Consider the following 20463-nt stretch of genomic DNA (forward strand, 5'->3'; position numbering starts at 1 on the left):
TTTGGCTATGAGAGGGTCTTTTTGCATAACTGCTGCTATGCTCCTGGCATCACCGGCGATGGCTGGTCCGTGCATGCATCAGATAATCACTACTTCATGGCTGGGGTTATCGGGACTATATATGATTCCGACAGCCCGCACCCTCAAATCCGGCCAGGTGGCAGTGGGCTTTAATGAAGCAAAACATGCGGAAAATGTCCAGGGCCGCCACTATGTGGACAGGCAGATACGCGGGGTCGTCACGTGGGGTATATCGGATTGCTGGGAGGTATATGGGTCATATTACAATGATCTGTTTACGCTTCCTCCAGGCGTAGAGCCTCAGTTGGACAACCAATCGTTTACCACCTTCGGGTTCAAATACAGGATTATGCAGGAGGACACTCACTACTGGTTTCCGACTCTTGCAGTCGGAGTCCGTGATATTGCCGACAACGAGAATGATGTAGGCCCGCTTGAGGGCGTTCATAACGGCCGGAAGCTGTTTATACTGGCAAGCAAAAAGATGCTCAAAAACGAAGAACTGGGCCGGTTTATGGACGTGCACGCCGGTGTGACGTTTGATTCACAAACAACAGCTGCACTCCTGGGATTTGAACTGACTCTATCTCCGAGCGCCAGCTTGATCGCCGAAAGCATGTGGGACTCGCCTTTTATTAACTACCGTGAATATAGCAGAAATGATGTCGCGGGCAAATATGTATTCGACGTTGGAATGCGCGTTTACCCTGAGCTTGTGCCCGGACTCGTACTTGATACGGGATTTGTCGGCGATGGTGAATTCGAGTTTTCGTTTGGTGTAAGTTTTGTGATGGGGTTTTAGCCCCGGCATCGACTGCCGGGGCAGCATTTTCGAGATCAGTCAGAAAGTCTCTTCGTCTTCATAAGCCATTTCAGACTCCGCAGTATACATATCGGGATCTGTGTCAAACTCTTCCTTGCACTCCTCGCTGCAAAAACAATAGTGTTTTCCACGAAAATCAGAGCAGACGGCAGCGTGCTCCTCGGCCACTACCATGCCGCATACCGGATCGACTGGCATTTGGTCACCTCCAAGATAAGTTTTGCGTATGAGCAGGATTCCCATTGCAACCAGGGTTAAAACGCCGACACGAATCGGCAACTGCTATGCGCATGGAATGGGTAAAAAAAGGATGATTGAAGTTCACATTGAAAGTGAAGTGATCAGTAATGAATACGACTCACGAGGGTGAAATATCCGGGGCGGACTGGTGGTTTTTCTTAACCCTGGGAATTCTAGTGATCGTGCTGGGCATCCTGGCAATCGGCGTGCCGTTCGTAAGCACTCTGGCCGTAGCTTACACGCTGGGGCTTATTCTAATAGTTGGTGGAGTCGCGCATGCGATTCATGCATTTAAGACCAAGGGTGAAGGCGGCTTCGTACTGAAGCTGATTACCGCGCTCGTATATATTGCAGCGGGGGTGTTCCTGCTGGCATATCCGCTTGCGGGAGCAGTGATATTAACATTGGTGCTCGCTATTTTCTGGAGCGTGGCGGGCATCGTCAAAATAATCAACTCCCTACAACTCAGGCACAGACCCAACTGGGGATGGATGCTCTTCAACGGCATCGTGACATTGATCCTGGGGCTTATCGTCTGGAGCATGTGGCCAGTAGCAAGCCTGTGGGTCCTGGGACTGTTTGTCGGGATCGACCTGATAGTGGCGGGTTGGACGGTAATAAGTCTTTCATTCGCCGCACATGGGGGATTTTTTACCCCTATGTATCGACCGACTTAACGATAAGTTGGGGTGGCCCGCAAACCACCCCAACTTATTTAGTATTGAGTATTTGATATTGATTATTTGGATGTGGGTGTGACGCCGAGTTTTTTAAACTGCGCCACAATGTCTTCCTTCGAGATTGTGCCGACATGCCGAAATACCTGCTTATCGTTCTGGAATATCAACTGCACAGGGATAGATGACACATTGTACTTCTGGGCGATGTCCTTATTCTGATCGACGTCTATCGCCACAAACTCCACTTTGTCCTTATACTCCTTTTCCAGAGCTTTGATAATCGGCTTCATGCTCTGGCATGGACCACACCACTGGGCGCCCAGCTCCATAAACTTTACCGTGGGAGCCGGCGGCGTTTCCGGTTTTGCCGTTGTGGACTGCGCACCTGGCTGAGTTGTCGTCTCAGCAGCCGGAACAGACTGCTGAACAGGCCCTGCTCCCGGCTGAGCAGGCTTTGTGGGCGGAACCTGAGCAGGCGCAGTAGACGGACAAGAAGGTGTCTTTGCCATGTGGGCTTTCTCACCGGTCTTGGAGCCTTGTATAGCCAATATCCCTCCTGCCACGGCTGCCGCCACAACAATCAAAGAAACGACTATAGTCAATATCGTTCGCTGCTGCTTAGTCATCACGGGTACCTCCTGTTTTCGTTCATTACAGGTTTACCCGCAATCAGCTCATCATCAACTCGTCAGCAGAATAATGATGTCCAAAGTTTGCAGCAGATATACTGGACCTATCCAAATCTGCCGGTTACATAGTCTTCTGTGCGCTTATCGGCAAGACGAGTATAAACTTTTTATTTGTAATTTCTCCTTTAGAACGTAACGATCCACTCAGCCAAGAGGCCGTTGTTGTCTATGCTGTTTTGCTCTTCATTGGTGAACTTATAGAAGAGTTTGAGCCTGCTGTTTTCATCCAGCCAGCGGATTGCGCCCAATTCCCATGAGTTGACCCTGCCAAATGCAGGAGTTTTTGGGTCTTCGGACATTGTGGAATAGCGGGCAACAAGCGTATCGGCATTATCGATATTGTAGCCGAGCTGAGCATAGTAACCGCTCTGCCACAAGTTCTGGTCGTATTTGTTGGGGTCGGCATCATCGAAGCCTTTGCCTCGAATATACTCGCCCTTGAACGTAAGATTACTCATGTAATACTGCAGGTCCGCTCCGTATCTGATCTTCTGGGACGGATCGTAGAGCACTGCACCTGCCGCATTTTTATACCATATACCATAGCCGTGGTAGCCGGACATACCTAAGTCGAGGTCGCCGAGCCTGAACTTTACATTGGCAAGAACGTCCTTGGCGTCGTTGTTATCTGTTGCGGATGTGGAGCCGTTCTGAGTGCCGGTGCCGTTATATGCTCCAACGGTCCATAAAATCTTAGCATCGGCCGGGCTTGTCAGTATTGCGCCGGTGTCTCTTTCACCGGGGAAGAACCTACGCACAAAGAGGGCTCTTTCAGGAGTCTCTCTCTTTGACGATGAGTAAGGCACTTCGTAGCCGAACCACCAATACTGCTGGCCGACCTGGAAACTTGGAGCTATGGCGCAGCCGTCGCCGAAGGCATAGTTGTAATAGGCGTCTTTGACACTCGTAGTATTCTGGCCAGCATCAAGTTGCAGCACAGCCGTGCTTCTGATGGTCGGTGTAGCCGTAAGTTTTAATCGGGCCCGGCGCACCAGAAAAGTATCGTATGACTTATCGGCAGGCGTGGTGTCTTTTGTGTAGTCGATGGTCTGGTAGCGGGTTTGAAGATAACCGCTAAACTTGAGTTTCCTGAGTGCGGAAACATCCGATGCAGTGGCCCTTACGATGCCCTCTTCGTCATTGAGCATGGCGTCGTGAGTCGCAACCATATCTTTCAGTTCGGCGACAGTGGCCTCGACCGTATCGAGCCTCGTTCCGATCACAGTAAGCTCGACCTTGAACTCATCTACCAGCTTGGTGATAGTTGCTAGGTCCTGCGCGCTCACTTCTCCTGCGGGAGTTGTGGGCATTGTAATTGTTGCTGGAGCACCGGAAGGCTTGCTTGCTTGAGATTTAACTGCATCCAGCTTCTCGTTCATGCCTTCGAGAATGCGTGCTGTCACTGTCGCAAATTCGTAGCGGGTCAGAGTCCTGTCTCCCAGAAAGCTGCCGTTGGGATAACCGACTATGTATCCCTTTCCTATAAGGTCGTTGACTGCCTCGTAGGCCCAGTGGCCTTTCGGCACATCGGGTGGAGTCTGGGCGGCGACAGAAACTGCGCAGCCCAAAAGCAGCATCATTGCCAGAAACTTATTCACACTGATTTCCCCTTTCTCTTATGTCTCAGGTTAAGATCAGGATACATCCCCATCCTTACAGGAATCTGACAGAACAGTTGACAGACAATTAACTTTGCAATATCGCATGCTTCTAACCAGTGCGCAACACAACCTTAACACATGCATTCTAACATATAGTCGGATCAATATAATAAGCTGAGGTAAGAGATATGTCTGCGCGAGTAATCGTGGTTGAGGATGAAGAGGATATAGCTCTGCTGCTGCGTCACAATCTTGAGAAAGAGGGTTACAAGGTAGAAATTTGCGAGGACGGGGTGCAGGCGCTTGATTCAGTCCGGCGTAAAGCTCCTGACCTGATGCTGCTGGACGTTATGCTGCCGATAGTCGACGGCAAGGAAGTCTGCCGCATGCTCCGGCGCGACTACGATTTTCCGATCATAATGGTCAGCGCCAGATCCGGTGAGGTGGACAAGGTGATTGGCCTGGAAGTCGGTGCCGATGACTATATAGCCAAGCCATTCAGTATTATTGAGCTGATAGCGCGTGTCCGCTCGGCCTTGAGGAGATCGTCGGGTGAGTCCAGAAGAAAAGACGAGGTGCTGCGCGGCGGCGAGATAGTGCTGGATCGTGCAAGGCACGAGGTCCGGGTTACTGATAATCCGGTTGATCTGCGTCCAAAAGAGTTTGCATTGCTCGATATCCTGCTTTCAAATAAGGGCAGGGTCCTAGATAGAGATTCGCTGCTGGAAAAAGTGTGGGGTGAAGATGAATACATAGACCACGGCACCATAGACGTTCATGTGCGCCGTCTGCGCGAGAAGATCGAGCAGGACCCCGGAAATCCGCGCTATATAATTACGGTGCGCGGTGTGGGTTACAAGTTTGGAATAGAGTAAATAGCGGTTTGTTCTCCAGAGAACCTGGGTAAGCTCTACAATGGTTAAGCAATATCAGTTAAAGGAGTAAGCAATGGAAGACAAACCTAAAATCATGACCACAAAGGCCTCCGGCGAGTGGAGCGCCCCTATGCTCATAACCGCGAAGATGGGAGAATTTGACGCAGTTTTGGACGAGCCCGCATATGTAGGCGGAACCAATAAAGGCGCATCGCCTATGGACTATGTCACTGCAGCGCTGATAGGGTGCGCGGGGATAACATTGTCGGTAGTGTCAAAACAGATGGACTTTACCTTCTCGGGTGCCAGATTTGAGGCAGAGGGAGATATAGACTTGAGAGGATTCATGGGTATGCCAGGTGTCTGCAGGCACTTCTGTGCGTTTCGGGGCAAATTTTATGTCAAGACAAACGAGAGCCAGGAGCGCCTGGATATGGTCAAAGACCAGGTCAAAAACCGCTGCCCTGTCTTTAACCTCCTTCATGACGCCGGAGTACAGACAGAGATTGAGTGGGTAAAGGAATAGCTCAACTTCTTAAGACACTACAAGATCACATCGAGATTTATCATTGAAGCATGAAAACCTAAAATTCTGTTTTCGTGCTTCTTTCTTTTAATTTGTGCAGGATTCTCGTATTGTAATATCTAAACCCATGCCGGTATATACGCCCAGTTAAAGAGAGGTATTGATATGAGCGAGGTTACACGCGTAACTGTCTGGAACGAATTCAGGCATGAAAAGACGGATGGTGAAGAACCACAAAAGGTCTATCCCAAAGGCATGCACAATGCGATTGCCGACTATCTGAAAAAGCAGCCCGGATTTGAAGTTCGCACGGCTACATTGGACGAGCCGGAGCATGGCCTGACACAGGAAGTGCTTGATAATACTGACGTGCTCACCTGGTGGGGGCATGCGGCGCACCAAGAAGTAAAAGACGAGATAGTCGAGAGGATTTATAAGCGTGTCCTGGATGGGATGGGTCTGATTGTAATGCACTCAGCCCACTTTTCCAAGATATTCAAAAAACTGATGGGCACATCGTGCAACCTGAAGTGGCGAGAAGTCGGTGAAAAAGAGAGGCTATGGGTCATTGACCCCTCTCACCCGATTGCAGCAGGCCTGCCGGAATATTTCGAGATACCGCATACGGAAATGTACGGCGAGAGGTTCGATATTCCAGCGCCTGATGAGCTTGTCTTTGTGAGCTGGTTTGAGGGCGGAGAGGTATTCCGCAGCGGATGCTGCTGGCACAGAGGCGCAGGCAAAGTGTTTTACTTCAGACCCGGCCATGAGACTTTCCCTATTTACTATCAGAAAGAGGTGCTTAAGGTAATCGAAAATGGTGTCAGGTGGGCAAAGCCATCAGGCGGGCCTGCGCATTATTATGGCCATGTTCCTGAGCCACTCGAAAAGATTACATCTTCAAAATAGCAATAAGTTCATATATATTGACTTGAAGCTTCGGGAGCCCTATTATTAAGTCAGCCTATCCATTTTCACGAGGAGGAGTAGAGAATTGAGTAGACTGATGAGATATGGGGCTCTTTTGGCCATGCTTGTGTTTGCTCTGTCAATTACAACAAGCGCAGCTACCAAGAAAACACCCGCAAAGAAAACCACGACTAAGACCCCTCATTATGTTCAAGGGACGACTCAGCTAAAGGGTGAATACGCCGAGTTCGGCAAAACTTATACCTTGGGCAAGAACAATCCTTTCAACATCACTCTAAAGAGCGCAGAGTATACTATCGATCCGGTAAACATTGGCGATCAAACTTATGTGCCGACTGCAGACGAGAAACTGATCGTATACCATATGACCTATCACAACCCGCAGCCGAACGAGTACCATATCCGATGGGACAATTTCTCTTTTACAGTAGTCGATCCGCAGAGCCAGAACCATGACGGGCTTAGAGACCTTGGAATGGAAAAGGATAAGCAGCAGTGTTCTATGAGCCTCAAGCCCGCGCAGAAGGTAGATGTATATGGCGTAATGCCTGTGCCTTCAAAAGGCGAAATGCCCAAGCTGATTATCAAGTCTGATGACGATCTTGTGCTGCGCTATGACCTCAGGGGCAAAGTGAAGGGCCTGCCCGCGGAGTATACTGATCCGGCAGACAAGACCAACACCACAGTGCTCGACAAGATCCCTGCGAAGATGGGTGTCTATTATCCATTGGGTGAGCTTGAAGTGAAACTCGACAAGATCGAGATCAATGATGATCCCTCTATGGGCGAGCAAACAACCGAAGAAGGCGAGGTCTTTTTGGTTGCGTATATCAGCGTTAAGAATGTGGGGAAATCCCCCCAGTTTATGCGGTGGGATACATTCGACCCTGCAATTGTTGATACAGACGGCGTAGAAACCGGAAACAATAAAGACATGTTCCAAAAGAGCAAGGACAGGTCTTTTTCGGCTGAGATACAGCCAGGACAGGAAGTCAGTGTTCGGTCCATATTCACAATCCCTGAAGACACTGATTTGAAGAGCCTATCTATGCACTTCAATGAAAATAAAACATTTGTCTTTGACATCAGCTCTGTAAAGAGCTAATATACCACTTTGCAACGATGGGTCGAGTTCAAAACTCGGCCCGTCGTGCTAAAAACTTCCACCGAACAGCCGCACCAAAAGTAGAATGTTGAGCCCCACTATCAACAATCCTGAGACAGCCATTAGTGAGCCTTCCAGCCAGTGATTTGCGTACTTGCCCATCACGTTCTTACTCTGGGTCAGTAAAAACAACGGAAGCATAGTAAATGGAAGCTGCACACTTAAACAGACCTGGCTGAGAATGAGCGCCTGGAATGTATTCCGAATCATCATTATGATACCAAGCGCAGGCAGCAGAGTGATTACCAGGCCCATCCTAAACCACTTGCTGTCGAGTGTGGTCTGTTTACCGAGATAGCCGCTTAGGGTGGTTCCTCCCGCAATCCCGGCTGTCATGGAAGAGGATATACCGGCAAATAAAAGTGCGACGCCGAAGATCATTGATGCAAAATTGCCCGCCAATGGACGCAGTGTATCCGATGCCTGCTTCAGATCACTGACGTAAACCCCGTGCTTATGAAAAACAGCCGCAGCCACGATCACCATTGCGCAGTTTATTGCCATTCCGGCAAGCATCGCAACGAGTGTGTCTACAAACTCATACCGCAGCAGGCGTCTGGTTTCGGCTTCGTTTTCGCCTTTCCAGTTGCGGTTTTGAATCACCTCCGAATGCAGATACATATTGTGCGGCATCACGACCGCGCCCAGCACTCCCATCGCAACGATAATGCTCTGTGAACTGAGTTTGGGCACAAAGGTGTGATATATAGCTGTGCCCCAGTCCGGTTTGACCAGATAAAGCTCGATCAGATACGCAAAACCGATCAGACTCACGAACGCTACGATAAGCTTTTCCAGTGAATTATATCTCTGATACCAGACTACTCCGATTATGAAGATAGTAGCGATCACCGCAGCCGCTCTAACGGGGATATGAAAGAGGAGATTAAGGCCCAGCGCTGCGCCAAGAATTTCCGCCAGGGCCGTGGCGACCATCGCAGCCATTGCCGTAGTGCCGTAGATCAATCTCGGCAGCGGCCTCACATGCTCGTGGATCGCCTCGGCAAGGCACTTACCATTCACTATTCCCAGGTGGGCCGACATGTGCTGCCAGAGGATCAATATAAGCGTGCTGAGCGTGACAACCCACAACAAGGAGTAATTAAAGCTCGATCCGGCGGCGATATTGGTCGCCCAGTTGCCCGGATCGATGAACCCGACTGTCACGAAAAACCCCGGCCCCAGATACCCTATGATCTGCCGCAGCATCCTGGCACTACCGCGTAGCTGGGCACCGCGTCCATTTATAAATGTCGGAAGATCAATTCGCATCGGTGAGGATCGAGCGGGCTTTTACAATTTGACGCTTGACCTCCGAGGCTGCAGTTCCACCGGTTGCGCTCCTGGCAGCCACACTTGCCTCGACAGTGAGAGCCGATGCCACATCCTCCGCGGCATCCGGCGCAAACTGCCTGATCTCATCTATTGTAAGATCGAAGAGTTCTTTTCCATTTTCCACACAATAGGCAACCAGAGAACCGACCTGTGCATGGGCGCTCCTGAACGGCACACCCTGCCGCACGAGGTGGTCAGCAAGGTCGGTAGCCGTCGAATATGCCTCGCCAGCAGCCGAGTGCATCCTCTGAGTGTTGAACCTTGCAGTCTTAATCATCAGCGCGAAACAAAGAAGCGAGCCCTGCACGGTATCGACTGCGTCAAACAGAGGCTCCTTGTCTTCCTGCAGATCACGATTGTATGCCAGAGGCAGGCCCTTCTGCAGGGTGAGCAGACTCATCAAGTCTCCAATAACACGTGCGCTCTTTCCGCGAACAAGCTCGGCTACATCCGGGTTCTTTTTCTGTGGCATGATAGACGAGCCTGTGGTGACCGAGTCGTCCAGATCGATGAACTTAAACTCAGATGTGTTCCAGATTATAATCTCCTCAGAGAAGCGGGAGAGGTGAGTCATCAATATGGATGCGTCGGCAAGAAATTCGGATATGAAGTCCCTGTCCGCTACTGAGTCCATGCTGTTATCAGACACGGCAGCAAAGCCGAGGGCACCGGCTACCATCTGCCTGTCAATCGGAAAAGTCGTTCCGGCCAGAGCGCCCGAGCCCAGAGGCAAAATATCAACCCGCTTCAGGCAGTCGAGCAGCCGCCCTTTGTCCCGCTCGATCATCCAGAACCACGCCATAAGATGATGGCCGAGGATCACCGGTTGCGCATGCTGCATATGCGTATAGCCCGGCAGGATCACATCTGCATTCTTTTCGGCCTGGTCTACAATCACTTTCTGCAAATCGACAATCAGCCCAATTATGTGCTTGATCTCGTCCTTCAAGAAGAGCCGAATATCGGTGCAGACCTGGTCGTTCCTGCTGCGCGCCGTATGTAACCTGCCCGCTACCTCGCCAATTTTCTCAAAGAGAAGCTTCTCGACATTCATGTGCACGTCTTCAGCACTCGGGTCGAATTTGATCTTGCCCGATACGGCATCGTCGAGTATAAGCTGCAGACCGCTCACTATCTTCTTGGCGTCATCATCGGGAATAATCCCGCACTTGCCCAGCATTCTGGCGTGCGCAATGCTGCCTCGGATGTCGTGCTCAATAAGCCGACAGTCGAAGCTTATAGACTCCGTGAATGTCTCCACGGCCTTATCAGTCGATTTTGAAAATCTTCCACCCCAGAGTTTTTGTGACATTGTGCACCCCTTGCAATACCCTCAGTCTATTCGCTCTGTTGAGCGCTATATCTGGATTGCCGATTAATTACTATCTTCCAGGCTATCATGATGATAAAAGCAACTACAAGGTTGAATACAAATATTACAGGTGTATACTTCATTACAAGACCTGGGCCGAAATACCAAACGCACTTTATAGGTTTGAATGAGGACGAATCGGCTTCATACCACCCGATATTTACTCTGTCATCATCCCAAGTGCCTTCAACCTTAAAGCGTTGCCTGCCGCCCGGAAGTTTAGTCACCGAAAACCCGCCTACGCCAAAGCCGGAATCATACGTAAAACGCTTCAGCTGGCTGTTCAACTCATCAACTCTGGAGATCGGCACGATAAACTTACTGCCGGGATGTGCTTCTAGATAATCAGCCAAATCCTTATTGAACACTATGGCAACATCTGGTAAAGTACTACTTTTGACCGGAGTGGTAACAAGCACCGGAAACATATCAGGAATATTGCTACCTACTGCCTCTATTCTCGCCTTTTCCTCCTGTTTGGTTGCCAACATCAGCAAAGGAATTGAGTCAATGACCGATAACAGTAGGAAAACAACTATAAATGTTGAACAACCTACCGAACGAAGTCTGCCTTTCGATTCCGGCTTCATTGCCAGACAGGACTCATTCTTACAATAATAAAATTCAGGCCCTTCAACAAGGCAATCCTTGCAATATGGAAGGCCACAGACATGGCATTTTCCCACCGCCTCTTTGTCAGGATGATTTGTGCAGTATTCCCTGATTAACAATTCGTGCATCCTTGTCACGGCCTCCATACACTCTATTGTCTCATTGCAAGTCGCATAATGATCAGGGTGGCAATTTTCCAACCGCCACCCCGTGTTTTATAAGAACACCTTCTGCTCAATACCCAAAGACTTGCACACACTCAGTATCTCTTCATCAGAGAGACCATCGGCAAGGCCGTGGTTTGTCAGGTTCATATACTCGTAGTGCGCTCCGGTCTCGACATACTCGACCAGGTCACATGCGCGCTTGACTGAAGTGTCGGACCTGGACATAACGCCATGCTTAGCCCACAGCACAATGCTGTGTGTGCGAAGCATCTCGACATTGGCTTTCTTCAGTTCGTCTGAGCCCGGCACTTTGAATGGAATATAGCCTATTCCGTCAGGAAGCTGCACTATTCCTTCAGGTTCCCAGCGGAGTATGTGGCGATTGAGATATTTCTCGTCCTGGTAGCGCGAGATGTGGCTCAGATACGTAAGATGCAAAGGCTGAGCGTGTATCAGCGCGTGGAAATTAGTCTTCTTGATCCTGATCTGGTCTGTGTGGACCGCAATATGTGAATTGCACTCGCTTGTCAGGCGGGCAAACAGGCAATCCCTAGAAGTGTAAAGCTTTGCGCTCTTGCCGTCCTTTGCAACCTTAACCAACCCGAGGTTTGCTGTAGGGTCATTGGCCACTTCACGCAGCCGCCGGCCTGAGCCGGTGGCAATAAGCGATCCGCCTGCAAGCTCCGGTAGAGCATTGGGCAGCTCATAGTCCTGCACGTTTGTGAAAAACTTTCCGGGATCAATATCCCAGCCCACAAACACCGATATATTTCCCGCAGCTCCTTCGCTTGCCTGGATGTCGGCCAACCGACGTCCCGCCTCGCCAATGAGGCCCATCAGCTCTTCGAGAGATGGATAAGGTTCTTCTACTGACATTTCTGATCCAACTTTCCGACCGAGAACAATTTACCCGATCAATTTACCTTCCACCAACTTATTCTTGCCGATATTTATGGCATGGGCAGCTCTGCGCGTATTGCGCTACGTACTCGTTCGGCAATATGAACAGCATTGGTAGCTTCTTCCTTATTTACTTCCTCGTCCTCGCCCGGATACCGTGTTGTTATAGCATACGGAGTGAGTTCGTCCGCAGACTCGATTTCTGCAGCCGGTCCACCTTGCTCTGCCAATAACTCAAGCAAGCGCCCGATGTTATGCGTGTATGGAAAATCAACTCCACACATTACAAGGAATGCCTTCAGATACTTCTCGGTGCACTGCTGCGCATGATAGGCGATCAGGCGGCACGGGCAACCATCTTCAATCTGCAGGGCATGGACTGCTAGCCGCAAATCCTCATCGGCATAATCTGCCCACTGCCTGATCTTCTCGATTATTTCAGGGCTAAGCTCGCTCATAAAGCACTCTACCTTCAATTGATGCAGGTCTTGCCACAGTGCCGGCTATCATCCGGTCTCGCTCATATTCCTCCGGCGTAAGCACGATGATATCCCGGGCAATACCGAGACCACGAAGCGCTCTGTCCATCTCAACCATCAAGTTGCGTCTTTTGCCCGAGAATGAACAAATCACCAGAAGATCGACATCGCTGTGCTCATCAGCAGTGCCGCGCGCCTGCGAGCCGAAGAGTATTATCTTATCCGGATCAAAACTCTCCGCAAGTCTGCGTGCCGCAGTCTCGATTGTGTCCTTGATAATCATACGATTTACCTCAAGGGTCTCATATGCCGCATTATATCATCAAGGAGAGTGGAGCGCGTTACGTGCTCTCCACCCTCCACTCTTATACTCTTAACTATCCTTCACCGTGCGATACATTCTTGCCTGCATGCCATGGGTCTTCACGATCCCGACAGCCTCGCTCTGATCGAATGTCTTGGAATCGAACGACGCCAGGTCCTCGTTATAGAGAGCATACTTGCTCGCGCGTCCTACGACTGTGCAGCTTCCCTTGAACAGGCGCAGGATCACGTCGCCGGTAACTCTGGGCTGAATCTTGTTGATAAAGGCTTCCAGATCGTCTTTGAACGGGTCATACCACAGACCCTCATAGGCAAGCTTGCCCCACTGCTGATCCACCGACACCTTGAAAGCTCTCTCCTCGGCTGTGCAGACCAGGTCTTCCAAGGCCTTGTGAGCCGGAATCAGCACTTTTGCTGCAGGGCACTCGTAGTTCTCGCGGACCTTAAGACCGATAATCCTGTCCTCCATTATGTCGACTCGCCCAACGCCATTGGCTCCCGCCAGCTCGTGAACCTTCAGGACCAGATCGAGTGAGTTCATCTTCTGGCCGTTCAAAGCAACCGGCACGCCGTTTTCAAACGTGATGGTAATCTCAGTCGGCGTGTTGGGCGCCTCGATCGGGTTCTTTGTCCAGTGGAAGATCTCTTCCGGCGGAGCGTAATCCGGCTCCTCCAGGTGACCGCCCTCAATGGAGCGACCCCACAAATTCTCGTCTATGGACCATATCTTGTCCTTGCTCTGGCCGATAGGGATACCCTTCTTTTCGGCGTATTCGATCTCCCAGGTCCGGGTCATAGTGTGCTCGCGCATAGGGGCAATAATCGGCATATCAGGCATCAGAGCGCGCATCACGAACTCGATCCTGAACTGATCGTTGCCCTTACCTGTGCATCCATGGCAGAAGGCATCGCCCTTAACTTTCTGAGCAATCTCGACTGCCTTGAGGCCAATAAGAGGCCTGGCTATAGACGTGCTGATCGGGTAGCCCTGATAGTCGCCGTTGGCCTTGATCGCAGGGAAGATGTATTCGTCTACGAACTCCTGCCTGGCGTCGATTGTGTAGTGCTCGGTCCCGAGCATCTTGGCCTTCTCCTCGGCCTGTTTGATCTCTGCTGCGGGAAGGCCCACATCGACCGTCACTGTGACGACGTGGTCGAACCCATAGTCCTCGCGCATCATAGGGATGCACACTGATGTATCCAGCCCACCTGAGTAGACTAGGACGACTGTTTTTGGCATGATATCCTCCAAATTAATGTTTAGCTTATTGTCTCAGAACCGCTGAGACGCTGAACTTATATGAAGCGCTGAAAAACTGAAATTCAGCGTTTCATCTCATTCATACTTTCAGCGGTTCAGATGTCACACACTCCACTCTCAGCCCGCCAGCAAAACCATAACCGCCTTCTGAGCATGCAGCCTGTTTTCAGCCTCGTCAAATACGACGGACTGCTTGCTGTCGATCACTTCGTCAGTGACCTCAGAGCTGCGGTGAGCGGGCAGGCAGTGCTCGAAAATCGCGTCGTGTTTTGCATGCTTCATAAGATCAGCATTTACCTGGAATGGCGCAAAAATCGTTGCCCTCTCTTGGGCTTCGGCTTCCTGACCCATGCTCGCCCACACGTCCGTGTAGACCACATCAGCATCTTTGACAGCCTCTACGGCATCGTTGAATATCTCAATCTTGGCGCCTGTCTCTTTAGCAAACTCTTTTGCTGTGGCTGTCACATTCTCATCAGGCTCGTAGCCCTTGGGGCAGCCGATGGCAAAGTTCATTCCGACTTTGGCGGCAAGCAGCATCAGCGAATGAGCAACGTTGTTACCGTCACCTATAAATGCGAGCTTGAGCCCTTCAAACTTGCCCTTATGTTCGAGAATCGTATAGAAATCGGCCAGAGCCTGGCACGGGTGCTCGAGATCGGACAAGGCGTTTATGACTGGGACCCCCGAATACTGCGCAAGTCCGGTCACCTTCTCATGCTCAAACACACGGGCCATAATAATATCGCACATCCGCCCGATGGTCTGCGCCACATCGCCTATACTCTCGCGCTTGCCCAAGCCGATATCGTTGGGCCCGAGGTATATTCCGTGCCCTCCGAGCTGGAATATTCCGGTCTCGAAGGATACTCGCGTCCGCAGGCTGGGTTTCTCGAATATCATGGCAAGAGTCTTGCCCTCGAGAATCCTGCGCTGCCGTGACGGTGGGATAATTCCGTCCTTGAGCTTTCTGGTCATATCAAAGATAGCTTCTATCTCGGCCCTGTTAAGCTGCGAGATGCTGAGCAGACTGGTGCCCCGAAGCTCGACAACCGCTTCCGGTTTCTTCTCGCTGGTGAAGGCCACTCCCTCCAGCAGCTTGCCGCTGCGCTGCTCTATTACCGCCTGCCTGGCGGCTTCCAGCTCGACCCCGAACTTTGCCAGCGTCCGGGCAGCCAGGCCCTCCGGCTGTCGAATGACGCCAAGCAGAAGATGCTCTGAGCAGAGCCGATCGACCTGCATCTCGTTGCCCTCTTCATAGGCGTAGTCAATTGCGCGCTTGGCGCGCGGGGTAAGCTGCATATCGCCGCCCAGCTTGCCCGAGCCCCTGGCCATGTTGGCCTCAAGTTCGGCGCGCAGCTCTTTCAAGTCCACACCCAGCGAGGTCAGCACAAGCGCAGCGCCGCATCCCCGGTCTCTGGTCAGGCCCAGCAGAATATGCTCGATGGAGACGTTATTGTCACCCATCTTGCCCGCTTCTTCCTGAGCGAAAAATATAACCCGCTTAGCATGATCAGTAAATCGTTGCCACATTTAGTAATCTCCTCAAATAAACGATCAGGTTTCTTTCTTGTAACAAGCAAGAGTCAAAGCATCGGAATGGACACGATCCTCAACACAACGAAAACCGGCTTTTTCATATAAATGGCAGTTGCGTTTGTTGTCCTTTGGTGTAACGAGAGACCATGTGCTTGCCTCAGGGTGCTCGCTAAACATAAACTGCAGCGCCTTGCTTCCTATACCCCGGTTGTGATAATCGGGATGGACACTGAGCACACGCAGGAAGTAATGCGAATCGCTGCGCTTGCGTATCTCGATGCTTCCGACAGTCACACCATCCGCCATAGCCTTGTAAAATATGGTAGAGCGTATGTTTTTAAGCATCACTTCTCGGTCATATACATATGCCGGACATTCTCCATATTTCTGCAGGTCTACGGCAAATGCCGCATTCTGCACAGCTATCAAATCGTCGGCATCGTCTTCAGATGCCCGGACGAAATCGATATTCATTACTCTCCATCCAATATCTTTGCGATAATACTTACCGCACGGTCGACTAACTCTTGAGTCAGGATAAGAGGCGGGACGAAGCGCAGAGTGTTCTCACTCGTCGCATTGATTATCAGACCGGCCTCCAGCGCCTTTGATACCAGGTCTTTGGCTATTGGTTTATCAAAATCTGCTGCCGCCATCAGTCCAAGCCCGCGCACTTCTTTCACTCCCGGCAGTCTGGATAGCTGCTCGCGGAAATACTGCCCAACCTTAGCCGAGTTTTCGACCCATCCGCCGTCTTTTATCTCAGTCACTGCTGCAAGTGCCGCCGCGCAGGCCAGTGGGTTGCCGCCGAATGTAGCCGCATGATCTCCCGGCTCAAACACATCTGCCCATTTGTCACGTGCAAGGCATGCCCCCATCGGGAAGCCCGCCGCAATTGTCTTAGCAAGGGTAATAACATCCGGGACAACCCCGAAATTCTGGAACCCAAACATCTTACCCGTTCTGCCAAGGCCTGTCTGGACTTCGTCAAAGATCAAAGCCGCACCGGACTTGTCGCACAGATCGCGCGCAGCCTGCAAAAACTCGACACTGGCCGGATGCACTCCGCTCTCACCCTGCACTGGCTCCATCATAACGGCGCAGGTCTTTTCATTCACTGCGTTCTTGAGAGCTTTGACATCATTATAAGGTATATATTTGTAACCCGGAACCAGCGGGGTAAACGACTTCTGATACTTCGGCTGACCGGTAGCTGTGATAGCCGCCAGAGTCCGGCCGTGGAAAGACTTCAAGGCAGTCACTATCTCACACTTTTCAGGGTGCCCCGAAATCTTTGCAGCCTTCTTGGCAAGCTTCATTGCTGCTTCGTTGGCTTCCGCGCCCGAGTTGCAGAAGAATGCCTTGCTCATCCCCGATATCTCGCACAGGAGCTTTGCAAGCTGAGCCTGGCCGGGCACGTAATAGAGATTGCTTGTATGCATGAGAATCCCGGCCTGCTCGCGGATAGCCTCTACTACTTTGGACGGGCAGTGCCCGAGTCCGTTTACAGCAATCCCTGCCACAAGGTCGAGATACTCCTTGCCGTCGATATCATATGCAAAGCACCCCTCGCCCCTAACGAGCACTACAGGCTGCCTGCCGTATGTTTTCATTACATATTGATCGTAAAGCGCCATTACATCTGCGCTGGTTGTTATTTCTTTAGTTGTCATAATTTCCTTCTTTCACTCATTGTGGCAGCTTATTCATTTCACCGCAAATATCTCGATATAGCTCCTTAGTCCACTTAGGCATATTGTTCGGCAGTTTCACCTGTCTGTTCTTTCTTAAGTCATACGGGGCAATAACAACCTCAATATTTTTAATGCCAACATCCGCAGCCATCACAAACAGGTCTTCCGATACTTTATCACCCATCGCAATGCAGCCGATAGAGACATTGCTGCCATGAATCATTATGTCGCTGCCGAGATTTGTCCTGCCATCTACTCTTGCCATCTTTCGATCAAATGAATTCGGATAATCCAGACGCATCGAAAGGTGATACAGGCTGTTAGGATTCAAAAACACTATTCTGTAAATGCCTTCAGGCACCTGGCAATCGCCCTCACAAAGTTTTGGACCACATTCACCACTTGCCGCGAGGATCGGATAGTTTTTGATCAGAACAAAATGCCCTCTTGCGTATTCAGCATAAAGCTGAAGTATTTTCTCTTCTTTGAGAACCAAAAGTATCACACGCTTAGGCGGATAGTTTACACCATGTTTCTCAAAATAGCCGCCGAGCCTTGTTCTAGCTGCTGGACCATATTGCCGAAGCCTGTCTTCAACTGTTTTCTCTCCTTGTAGTTTGTTCACAAGTCTCTGAACCGGACTTATCCTCGGCATTATCAATGCCAGCACGATCAGCATTATTCCTACCACGGCGATCGTTATAAGCCTGCGCATATCTGTCATCTCCAGTTGCCGTTATTTGCGGCAATGGCATGTCTTGTGCCTAGCGTTCCGGGACTAAAGCCCACATATGGGGTCCGGGATTTAAATCCCGGACCATCGTGAATTTGAACATTCTTTCATTGCGATTCATTGCTATGTTCATGCGGCTGCCAGTTATCTGCAGCAACCGACAAAATAGCAATCAGCTCCTCGTATCCCTCAAGGTACGATTCAATGCAAAACACTTCATTTCTATCATTTGTACAGATAGTGATTTCCGCCCATGGCACTTTTCGATTTGAAAAAAACGGATGACCCGGATGTTTCTCCATTCTCAATACATCATCAAGAGAAATCACGCGATACTTGAGTGCGCGAAATAGTGATACCTCATTCCCATCAACTTCAATTGCCGCTGGCCACCTCGATAAGCGACTGTTATCCACTCGAAAGGCAATTACGAATGCAACCAGGCTTGCAAATGCTGATACCATAAAGGAAGCACCGTAACCATAACCGGCAATTCCAGCCATAAATGCTATTAATAAGTAAAGACCCCAAGTTCGAATCCTAGAATCTTCATAACAATAGCGCACCATGAAAAAGCAGATTCCTCACGTTCGTTCGTAATGACAGGCTGCGATAGGCTTACAATTTTCACTTAATGCCTTAGCTTACACAGCATCCGTCCCAACATATAACTGATTGTTGGCACCATACTAAATGCAGCAGTCCAGCATATGATTTGCAGTAGAGTTGCCTTACTGCTATAAATGATTACTGGCAAAATGCAAAAACCAGCAAAAATCCCAAATCGTTCATCATCGGCAGCGCCTGCTTTTATGCCAAACCAAAACATTATCATGGAAGCAGTAACTAAATAAGCAGCCATTAGAATATTGTGCAAATGCTTTGGCACAAGCTCGTTGACACTAAGTAAAAATAACGTAATGAGCAGCACTATGCCTGCATTGCGTAATTTGATTCTTCCATTGGCCATAAATGCCTCCCCAAAAACGCACTAAGCAATTCTGGGCTCTTAGCTCTCCACTCTCAACTCTCCACTTCCCTACGGCACTATCATCGTCCCGATCCCGGTGTCGGTAAATATCTCCATCAAGAGCGAATGGGCCATGGTTCCGTCTATGATGTGTGTACGCTCGACGGCGCCCGCAAGCGCCGTCATACAAGCCTCCACCTTCGGGATCATGCCCTTGTCTATCTGTTTGGTCTTTATCATCTGCTTTGCGTCGGCCACCTTGAGTTCGGATATAAATGTGGACTTATCATTAAAGTCCGAGTATATCCCCGGCACATCAGTCATCATCATGAGCTTGGTCGCGCCGACTTCGGCGGCTATCTCACCTGCGATGTGATCGGCATTTACATTAAAGCTCTCACCATTCGGCCCGATCGCGACAGATGATACTACAGGTATATAATCGTGCTCCAGCAGATCCATTAGGATCATCGGGTTGACCTTAGCCACCTGCCCGACAAATCCTAAATCCACATCGCTGTGAGCCTTTTCAGCCACAATAAGGTTTGCGTCTTTGCCGGATAAGCCGACTGCCCGTCCGCCCTGGTTATTTATGATCGAGACGATTCCCTTGTTCGTCTTGCCCGCAAGGACCATCTCGACTATCTCCATGGTCTCAGCGTCGGTAACCCGCCTGCCGCCTACGAACTCAGGCTCTTTGCCCAGCTTCTGCATCACAGCGCTGATCTCAGGCCCGCCTCCGTGCACCAGGATCGGTTTCATACCGACGTAGTGCATAAGCACGACGTCCTTGCACACACCGATCTTTAGGTCTTCGTCGATCATAGCGTTGCCGCCGTATTTGATCACTATTATCTTTCCGGCGTAATGCTCTATATAAGGCAGCGCCTGGACGAGTATATTAGCCTGTTCGCTTGTATAATTCATGATTTCACCCCATCATGCTCTTGTCCTCCAGGTAAGATACCTGGAGGGATATTAAACATGGTATATGTCCGCTAACCGTCCGTCAACAACACACGGCAAAAAGGCCGCGGATACTATAATCCGCGGCCTGTCATAATCTACAGCATGGATATATCCTAAAGTGGACGCATCCCCTCCGGCCGCGGCAAGTACGCACGACGAGCGCGCAGTCTACGAACCTCTGCGCTTGTCTTGAAACCGGTATTCAGCTTTATCGCCTGACTTGACATCATTATATTCCTATTATGGCCAGCAATCGTGATTGTAACAGGTAATCCGAATAGTTGTCAACTTCTTAATTTGAAAGGTCGTTGCGATAGAGGAAGAGTAACCGCGATTTTATTGCTCTCCCCGCTTAATTGAGGAGCGGTCGAGCAACAAAACCGCTGGGTTTGCCGTTTATCGCAATTGCCTTTTTGAAAAACAGAACTGACCAGGGCGAACGCACGAATGAACGTTTTGTGGCGATGTTCAAACACATCACTCGTATGATGGGTAAGGATCTCCGAATCCTTACCCAAGAACCAGTGCCGGATCTCCGAATCCGGCTATTCCAGCAAA

The 20463-nt window shown here is 50.3% G+C and carries 23 protein-coding genes and 1 pseudogene; 6 read left to right on the plus strand and 18 right to left on the minus strand.

Annotation, left to right across the window (positions count from 1 at the left end):
- The first annotated feature begins 7 nt into the window (after positions 1-7).
- A complete protein-coding gene (locus ABFD83_07025; GenBank protein ID MEN6356822.1) occupies positions 8-823 on the plus strand; it encodes a YjbH domain-containing protein in 816 nt (271 codons plus the stop codon).
- Positions 824-862: 39 nt separating this feature from the next.
- On the opposite strand, the gene ABFD83_07030 is transcribed toward ABFD83_07025, so the two are convergent.
- A complete protein-coding gene (locus ABFD83_07030) occupies positions 863-1042 on the minus strand; it encodes a YHS domain-containing protein (GenBank protein ID MEN6356823.1) in 180 nt (59 codons plus the stop codon).
- A 149-nt stretch (positions 1043-1191) separates the two neighbouring features.
- Here ABFD83_07030 and ABFD83_07035 point away from each other — a divergent pair, with 149 nt between their 5' ends.
- Positions 1192-1761, plus strand: coding sequence for an HdeD family acid-resistance protein (locus tag ABFD83_07035; GenBank protein MEN6356824.1), 570 nt, complete (start codon positions 1192-1194; stop codon positions 1759-1761).
- A gap of 62 nt (positions 1762-1823) precedes the next feature.
- Here ABFD83_07035 and ABFD83_07040 read toward each other — a convergent pair whose 3' ends face one another.
- Together ABFD83_07040 and ABFD83_07045 are read right to left on the minus strand one after the other, a co-directional pair.
- A complete protein-coding gene (locus tag ABFD83_07040) occupies positions 1824-2390 on the minus strand; it encodes a thioredoxin domain-containing protein (protein ID MEN6356825.1) in 567 nt (188 codons plus the stop codon).
- Positions 2391-2578: 188 nt separating this feature from the next.
- Entirely contained in the window at positions 2579-4051 is a 1473-nt protein-coding gene (locus ABFD83_07045; GenBank protein MEN6356826.1) for an S-layer homology domain-containing protein, read from the minus strand.
- Positions 4052-4242: 191 nt separating this feature from the next.
- Here ABFD83_07045 and ABFD83_07050 point away from each other — a divergent pair, with 191 nt between their 5' ends.
- From ABFD83_07050 to ABFD83_07065, 4 genes are all read left to right on the plus strand, one after another.
- Positions 4243-4929: a response regulator transcription factor gene (locus tag ABFD83_07050; protein MEN6356827.1), complete on the plus strand. Its 687-nt coding sequence runs from the start codon at positions 4243-4245 to the stop codon at positions 4927-4929.
- 73 nt (positions 4930-5002) lie between these two features.
- Positions 5003-5455, plus strand: coding sequence for an OsmC family protein (locus tag ABFD83_07055; protein ID MEN6356828.1), 453 nt, complete (start codon positions 5003-5005; stop codon positions 5453-5455).
- Between the two features lie 165 nt (positions 5456-5620).
- A complete protein-coding gene (locus ABFD83_07060; protein MEN6356829.1) occupies positions 5621-6364 on the plus strand; it encodes a ThuA domain-containing protein in 744 nt (247 codons plus the stop codon).
- An 85-nt stretch (positions 6365-6449) separates the two neighbouring features.
- The gene (locus ABFD83_07065; GenBank protein MEN6356830.1) at positions 6450-7490 is read left to right on the plus strand and encodes a DUF4352 domain-containing protein; all 1041 of its coding nucleotides are present in this window, start codon (positions 6450-6452) and stop codon (positions 7488-7490) included.
- 48 nt (positions 7491-7538) lie between these two features.
- Here ABFD83_07065 and ABFD83_07070 read toward each other — a convergent pair whose 3' ends face one another.
- The 15 genes and pseudogenes from ABFD83_07070 to argB form a co-directional block, all read right to left on the minus strand.
- On the minus strand, positions 7539-8822 hold the full coding sequence (locus ABFD83_07070) for an Nramp family divalent metal transporter (GenBank protein ID MEN6356831.1): 1284 nt from the start codon (positions 8820-8822) through the stop codon (positions 7539-7541).
- Positions 8812-10197 (minus strand): argininosuccinate lyase, encoded by a 1386-nt coding sequence (argH, locus tag ABFD83_07075; protein ID MEN6356832.1) that lies wholly within the window; start codon positions 10195-10197, stop codon positions 8812-8814. The genes ABFD83_07070 and argH overlap by 11 nt, the downstream gene beginning before the upstream one ends.
- A 26-nt stretch (positions 10198-10223) precedes the next feature.
- A complete protein-coding gene (locus ABFD83_07080; GenBank protein MEN6356833.1) occupies positions 10224-11015 on the minus strand; it encodes a hypothetical protein in 792 nt (263 codons plus the stop codon).
- A gap of 69 nt (positions 11016-11084) precedes the next feature.
- On the minus strand, positions 11085-11912 hold the full coding sequence (locus tag ABFD83_07085; GenBank protein MEN6356834.1) for a class II aldolase/adducin family protein: 828 nt from the start codon (positions 11910-11912) through the stop codon (positions 11085-11087).
- Positions 11913-11986: 74 nt separating this feature from the next.
- Complete coding sequence (locus ABFD83_07090) at positions 11987-12394, minus strand: HEPN domain-containing protein (protein ID MEN6356835.1); 408 nt, start codon at positions 12392-12394, stop codon at positions 11987-11989.
- The gene (locus ABFD83_07095) at positions 12381-12698 is read right to left on the minus strand and encodes a nucleotidyltransferase domain-containing protein (GenBank protein ID MEN6356836.1); all 318 of its coding nucleotides are present in this window, start codon (positions 12696-12698) and stop codon (positions 12381-12383) included. Before ABFD83_07095 ends, ABFD83_07090 begins: the two co-directional genes overlap by 14 nt.
- Before the next feature lie 90 nt (positions 12699-12788).
- A complete protein-coding gene (locus ABFD83_07100; GenBank protein ID MEN6356837.1) occupies positions 12789-13979 on the minus strand; it encodes an argininosuccinate synthase in 1191 nt (396 codons plus the stop codon).
- 138 nt (positions 13980-14117) lie between these two features.
- The gene (gene argF / locus ABFD83_07105) at positions 14118-15029 is read right to left on the minus strand and encodes an ornithine carbamoyltransferase (GenBank protein MEN6356838.1); all 912 of its coding nucleotides are present in this window, start codon (positions 15027-15029) and stop codon (positions 14118-14120) included.
- A gap of 90 nt (positions 15030-15119) precedes the next feature.
- A pseudogene (locus tag ABFD83_07110) lies at positions 15120-15533 on the minus strand (Clp protease N-terminal domain-containing protein).
- Positions 15534-15557: 24 nt separating this feature from the next.
- Positions 15558-16013 carry a GNAT family N-acetyltransferase gene (locus tag ABFD83_07115; GenBank protein ID MEN6356839.1) on the minus strand — a complete coding sequence of 152 codons (456 nt, stop codon included), beginning with the start codon at positions 16011-16013 and terminating at the stop codon, positions 15558-15560.
- Positions 16013-17212 carry an acetylornithine transaminase gene (locus ABFD83_07120; protein MEN6356840.1) on the minus strand — a complete coding sequence of 400 codons (1200 nt, stop codon included), beginning with the start codon at positions 17210-17212 and terminating at the stop codon, positions 16013-16015. The genes ABFD83_07115 and ABFD83_07120 overlap by 1 nt, the downstream gene beginning before the upstream one ends.
- A 16-nt stretch (positions 17213-17228) precedes the next feature.
- The gene (locus tag ABFD83_07125) at positions 17229-17948 is read right to left on the minus strand and encodes a L,D-transpeptidase family protein (GenBank protein ID MEN6356841.1); all 720 of its coding nucleotides are present in this window, start codon (positions 17946-17948) and stop codon (positions 17229-17231) included.
- A 125-nt stretch (positions 17949-18073) separates the two neighbouring features.
- Positions 18074-18535 (minus strand): hypothetical protein, encoded by a 462-nt coding sequence (locus tag ABFD83_07130; GenBank protein MEN6356842.1) that lies wholly within the window; start codon positions 18533-18535, stop codon positions 18074-18076.
- Between the two features lie 62 nt (positions 18536-18597).
- Positions 18598-18936 carry a hypothetical protein gene (locus ABFD83_07135; protein ID MEN6356843.1) on the minus strand — a complete coding sequence of 113 codons (339 nt, stop codon included), beginning with the start codon at positions 18934-18936 and terminating at the stop codon, positions 18598-18600.
- 69 nt (positions 18937-19005) lie between these two features.
- Positions 19006-19863: an acetylglutamate kinase gene (gene argB, locus ABFD83_07140; GenBank protein MEN6356844.1), complete on the minus strand. Its 858-nt coding sequence runs from the start codon at positions 19861-19863 to the stop codon at positions 19006-19008.
- Positions 19864-20463: the final 600 nt, after the last annotated feature.

The sequence above is a fragment of the Armatimonadota bacterium genome (assembly GCA_039679645.1).
Classification (GTDB): domain Bacteria; phylum Armatimonadota; class UBA5829; order UBA5829; family UBA5829; genus UBA5829.

Bases quoted from the DNA above. Each gene is read 5' to 3' on its own strand.
- ABFD83_07025 (MEN6356822.1), top strand. From the start codon at position 8: ATGAGAGGGTCTTTTTGCATAACTGCTGCTATGCTCCTGGCATCACCG.
- ABFD83_07030 (MEN6356823.1), bottom strand. From the start codon at position 1,042: ATGCCAGTCGATCCGGTATGCGGCATGGTAGTGGCCGAGGAGCACGCT.
- ABFD83_07035 (MEN6356824.1), top strand. From the start codon at position 1,192: ATGAATACGACTCACGAGGGTGAAATATCCGGGGCGGACTGGTGGTTT.
- ABFD83_07040 (MEN6356825.1), bottom strand. From the start codon at position 2,390: ATGACTAAGCAGCAGCGAACGATATTGACTATAGTCGTTTCTTTGATT.
- ABFD83_07050 (MEN6356827.1), top strand. From the start codon at position 4,243: ATGTCTGCGCGAGTAATCGTGGTTGAGGATGAAGAGGATATAGCTCTG.
- ABFD83_07055 (MEN6356828.1), top strand. From the start codon at position 5,003: ATGGAAGACAAACCTAAAATCATGACCACAAAGGCCTCCGGCGAGTGG.
- ABFD83_07060 (MEN6356829.1), top strand. From the start codon at position 5,621: ATGAGCGAGGTTACACGCGTAACTGTCTGGAACGAATTCAGGCATGAA.
- ABFD83_07070 (MEN6356831.1), bottom strand. From the start codon at position 8,822: ATGCGAATTGATCTTCCGACATTTATAAATGGACGCGGTGCCCAGCTA.
- argH (MEN6356832.1), bottom strand. From the start codon at position 10,197: ATGTCACAAAAACTCTGGGGTGGAAGATTTTCAAAATCGACTGATAAG.
- ABFD83_07080 (MEN6356833.1), bottom strand. From the start codon at position 11,015: ATGGAGGCCGTGACAAGGATGCACGAATTGTTAATCAGGGAATACTGC.
- ABFD83_07085 (MEN6356834.1), bottom strand. From the start codon at position 11,912: ATGTCAGTAGAAGAACCTTATCCATCTCTCGAAGAGCTGATGGGCCTC.
- ABFD83_07090 (MEN6356835.1), bottom strand. From the start codon at position 12,394: ATGAGCGAGCTTAGCCCTGAAATAATCGAGAAGATCAGGCAGTGGGCA.
- ABFD83_07095 (MEN6356836.1), bottom strand. From the start codon at position 12,698: ATGATTATCAAGGACACAATCGAGACTGCGGCACGCAGACTTGCGGAG.
- ABFD83_07100 (MEN6356837.1), bottom strand. From the start codon at position 13,979: ATGCCAAAAACAGTCGTCCTAGTCTACTCAGGTGGGCTGGATACATCA.
- ABFD83_07115 (MEN6356839.1), bottom strand. From the start codon at position 16,013: ATGAATATCGATTTCGTCCGGGCATCTGAAGACGATGCCGACGATTTG.
- ABFD83_07120 (MEN6356840.1), bottom strand. From the start codon at position 17,212: ATGACAACTAAAGAAATAACAACCAGCGCAGATGTAATGGCGCTTTAC.
- ABFD83_07125 (MEN6356841.1), bottom strand. From the start codon at position 17,948: ATGCGCAGGCTTATAACGATCGCCGTGGTAGGAATAATGCTGATCGTG.
- ABFD83_07130 (MEN6356842.1), bottom strand. From the start codon at position 18,535: ATGGTGCGCTATTGTTATGAAGATTCTAGGATTCGAACTTGGGGTCTT.
- ABFD83_07135 (MEN6356843.1), bottom strand. From the start codon at position 18,936: ATGGCCAATGGAAGAATCAAATTACGCAATGCAGGCATAGTGCTGCTC.
- argB (MEN6356844.1), bottom strand. From the start codon at position 19,863: ATGAATTATACAAGCGAACAGGCTAATATACTCGTCCAGGCGCTGCCT.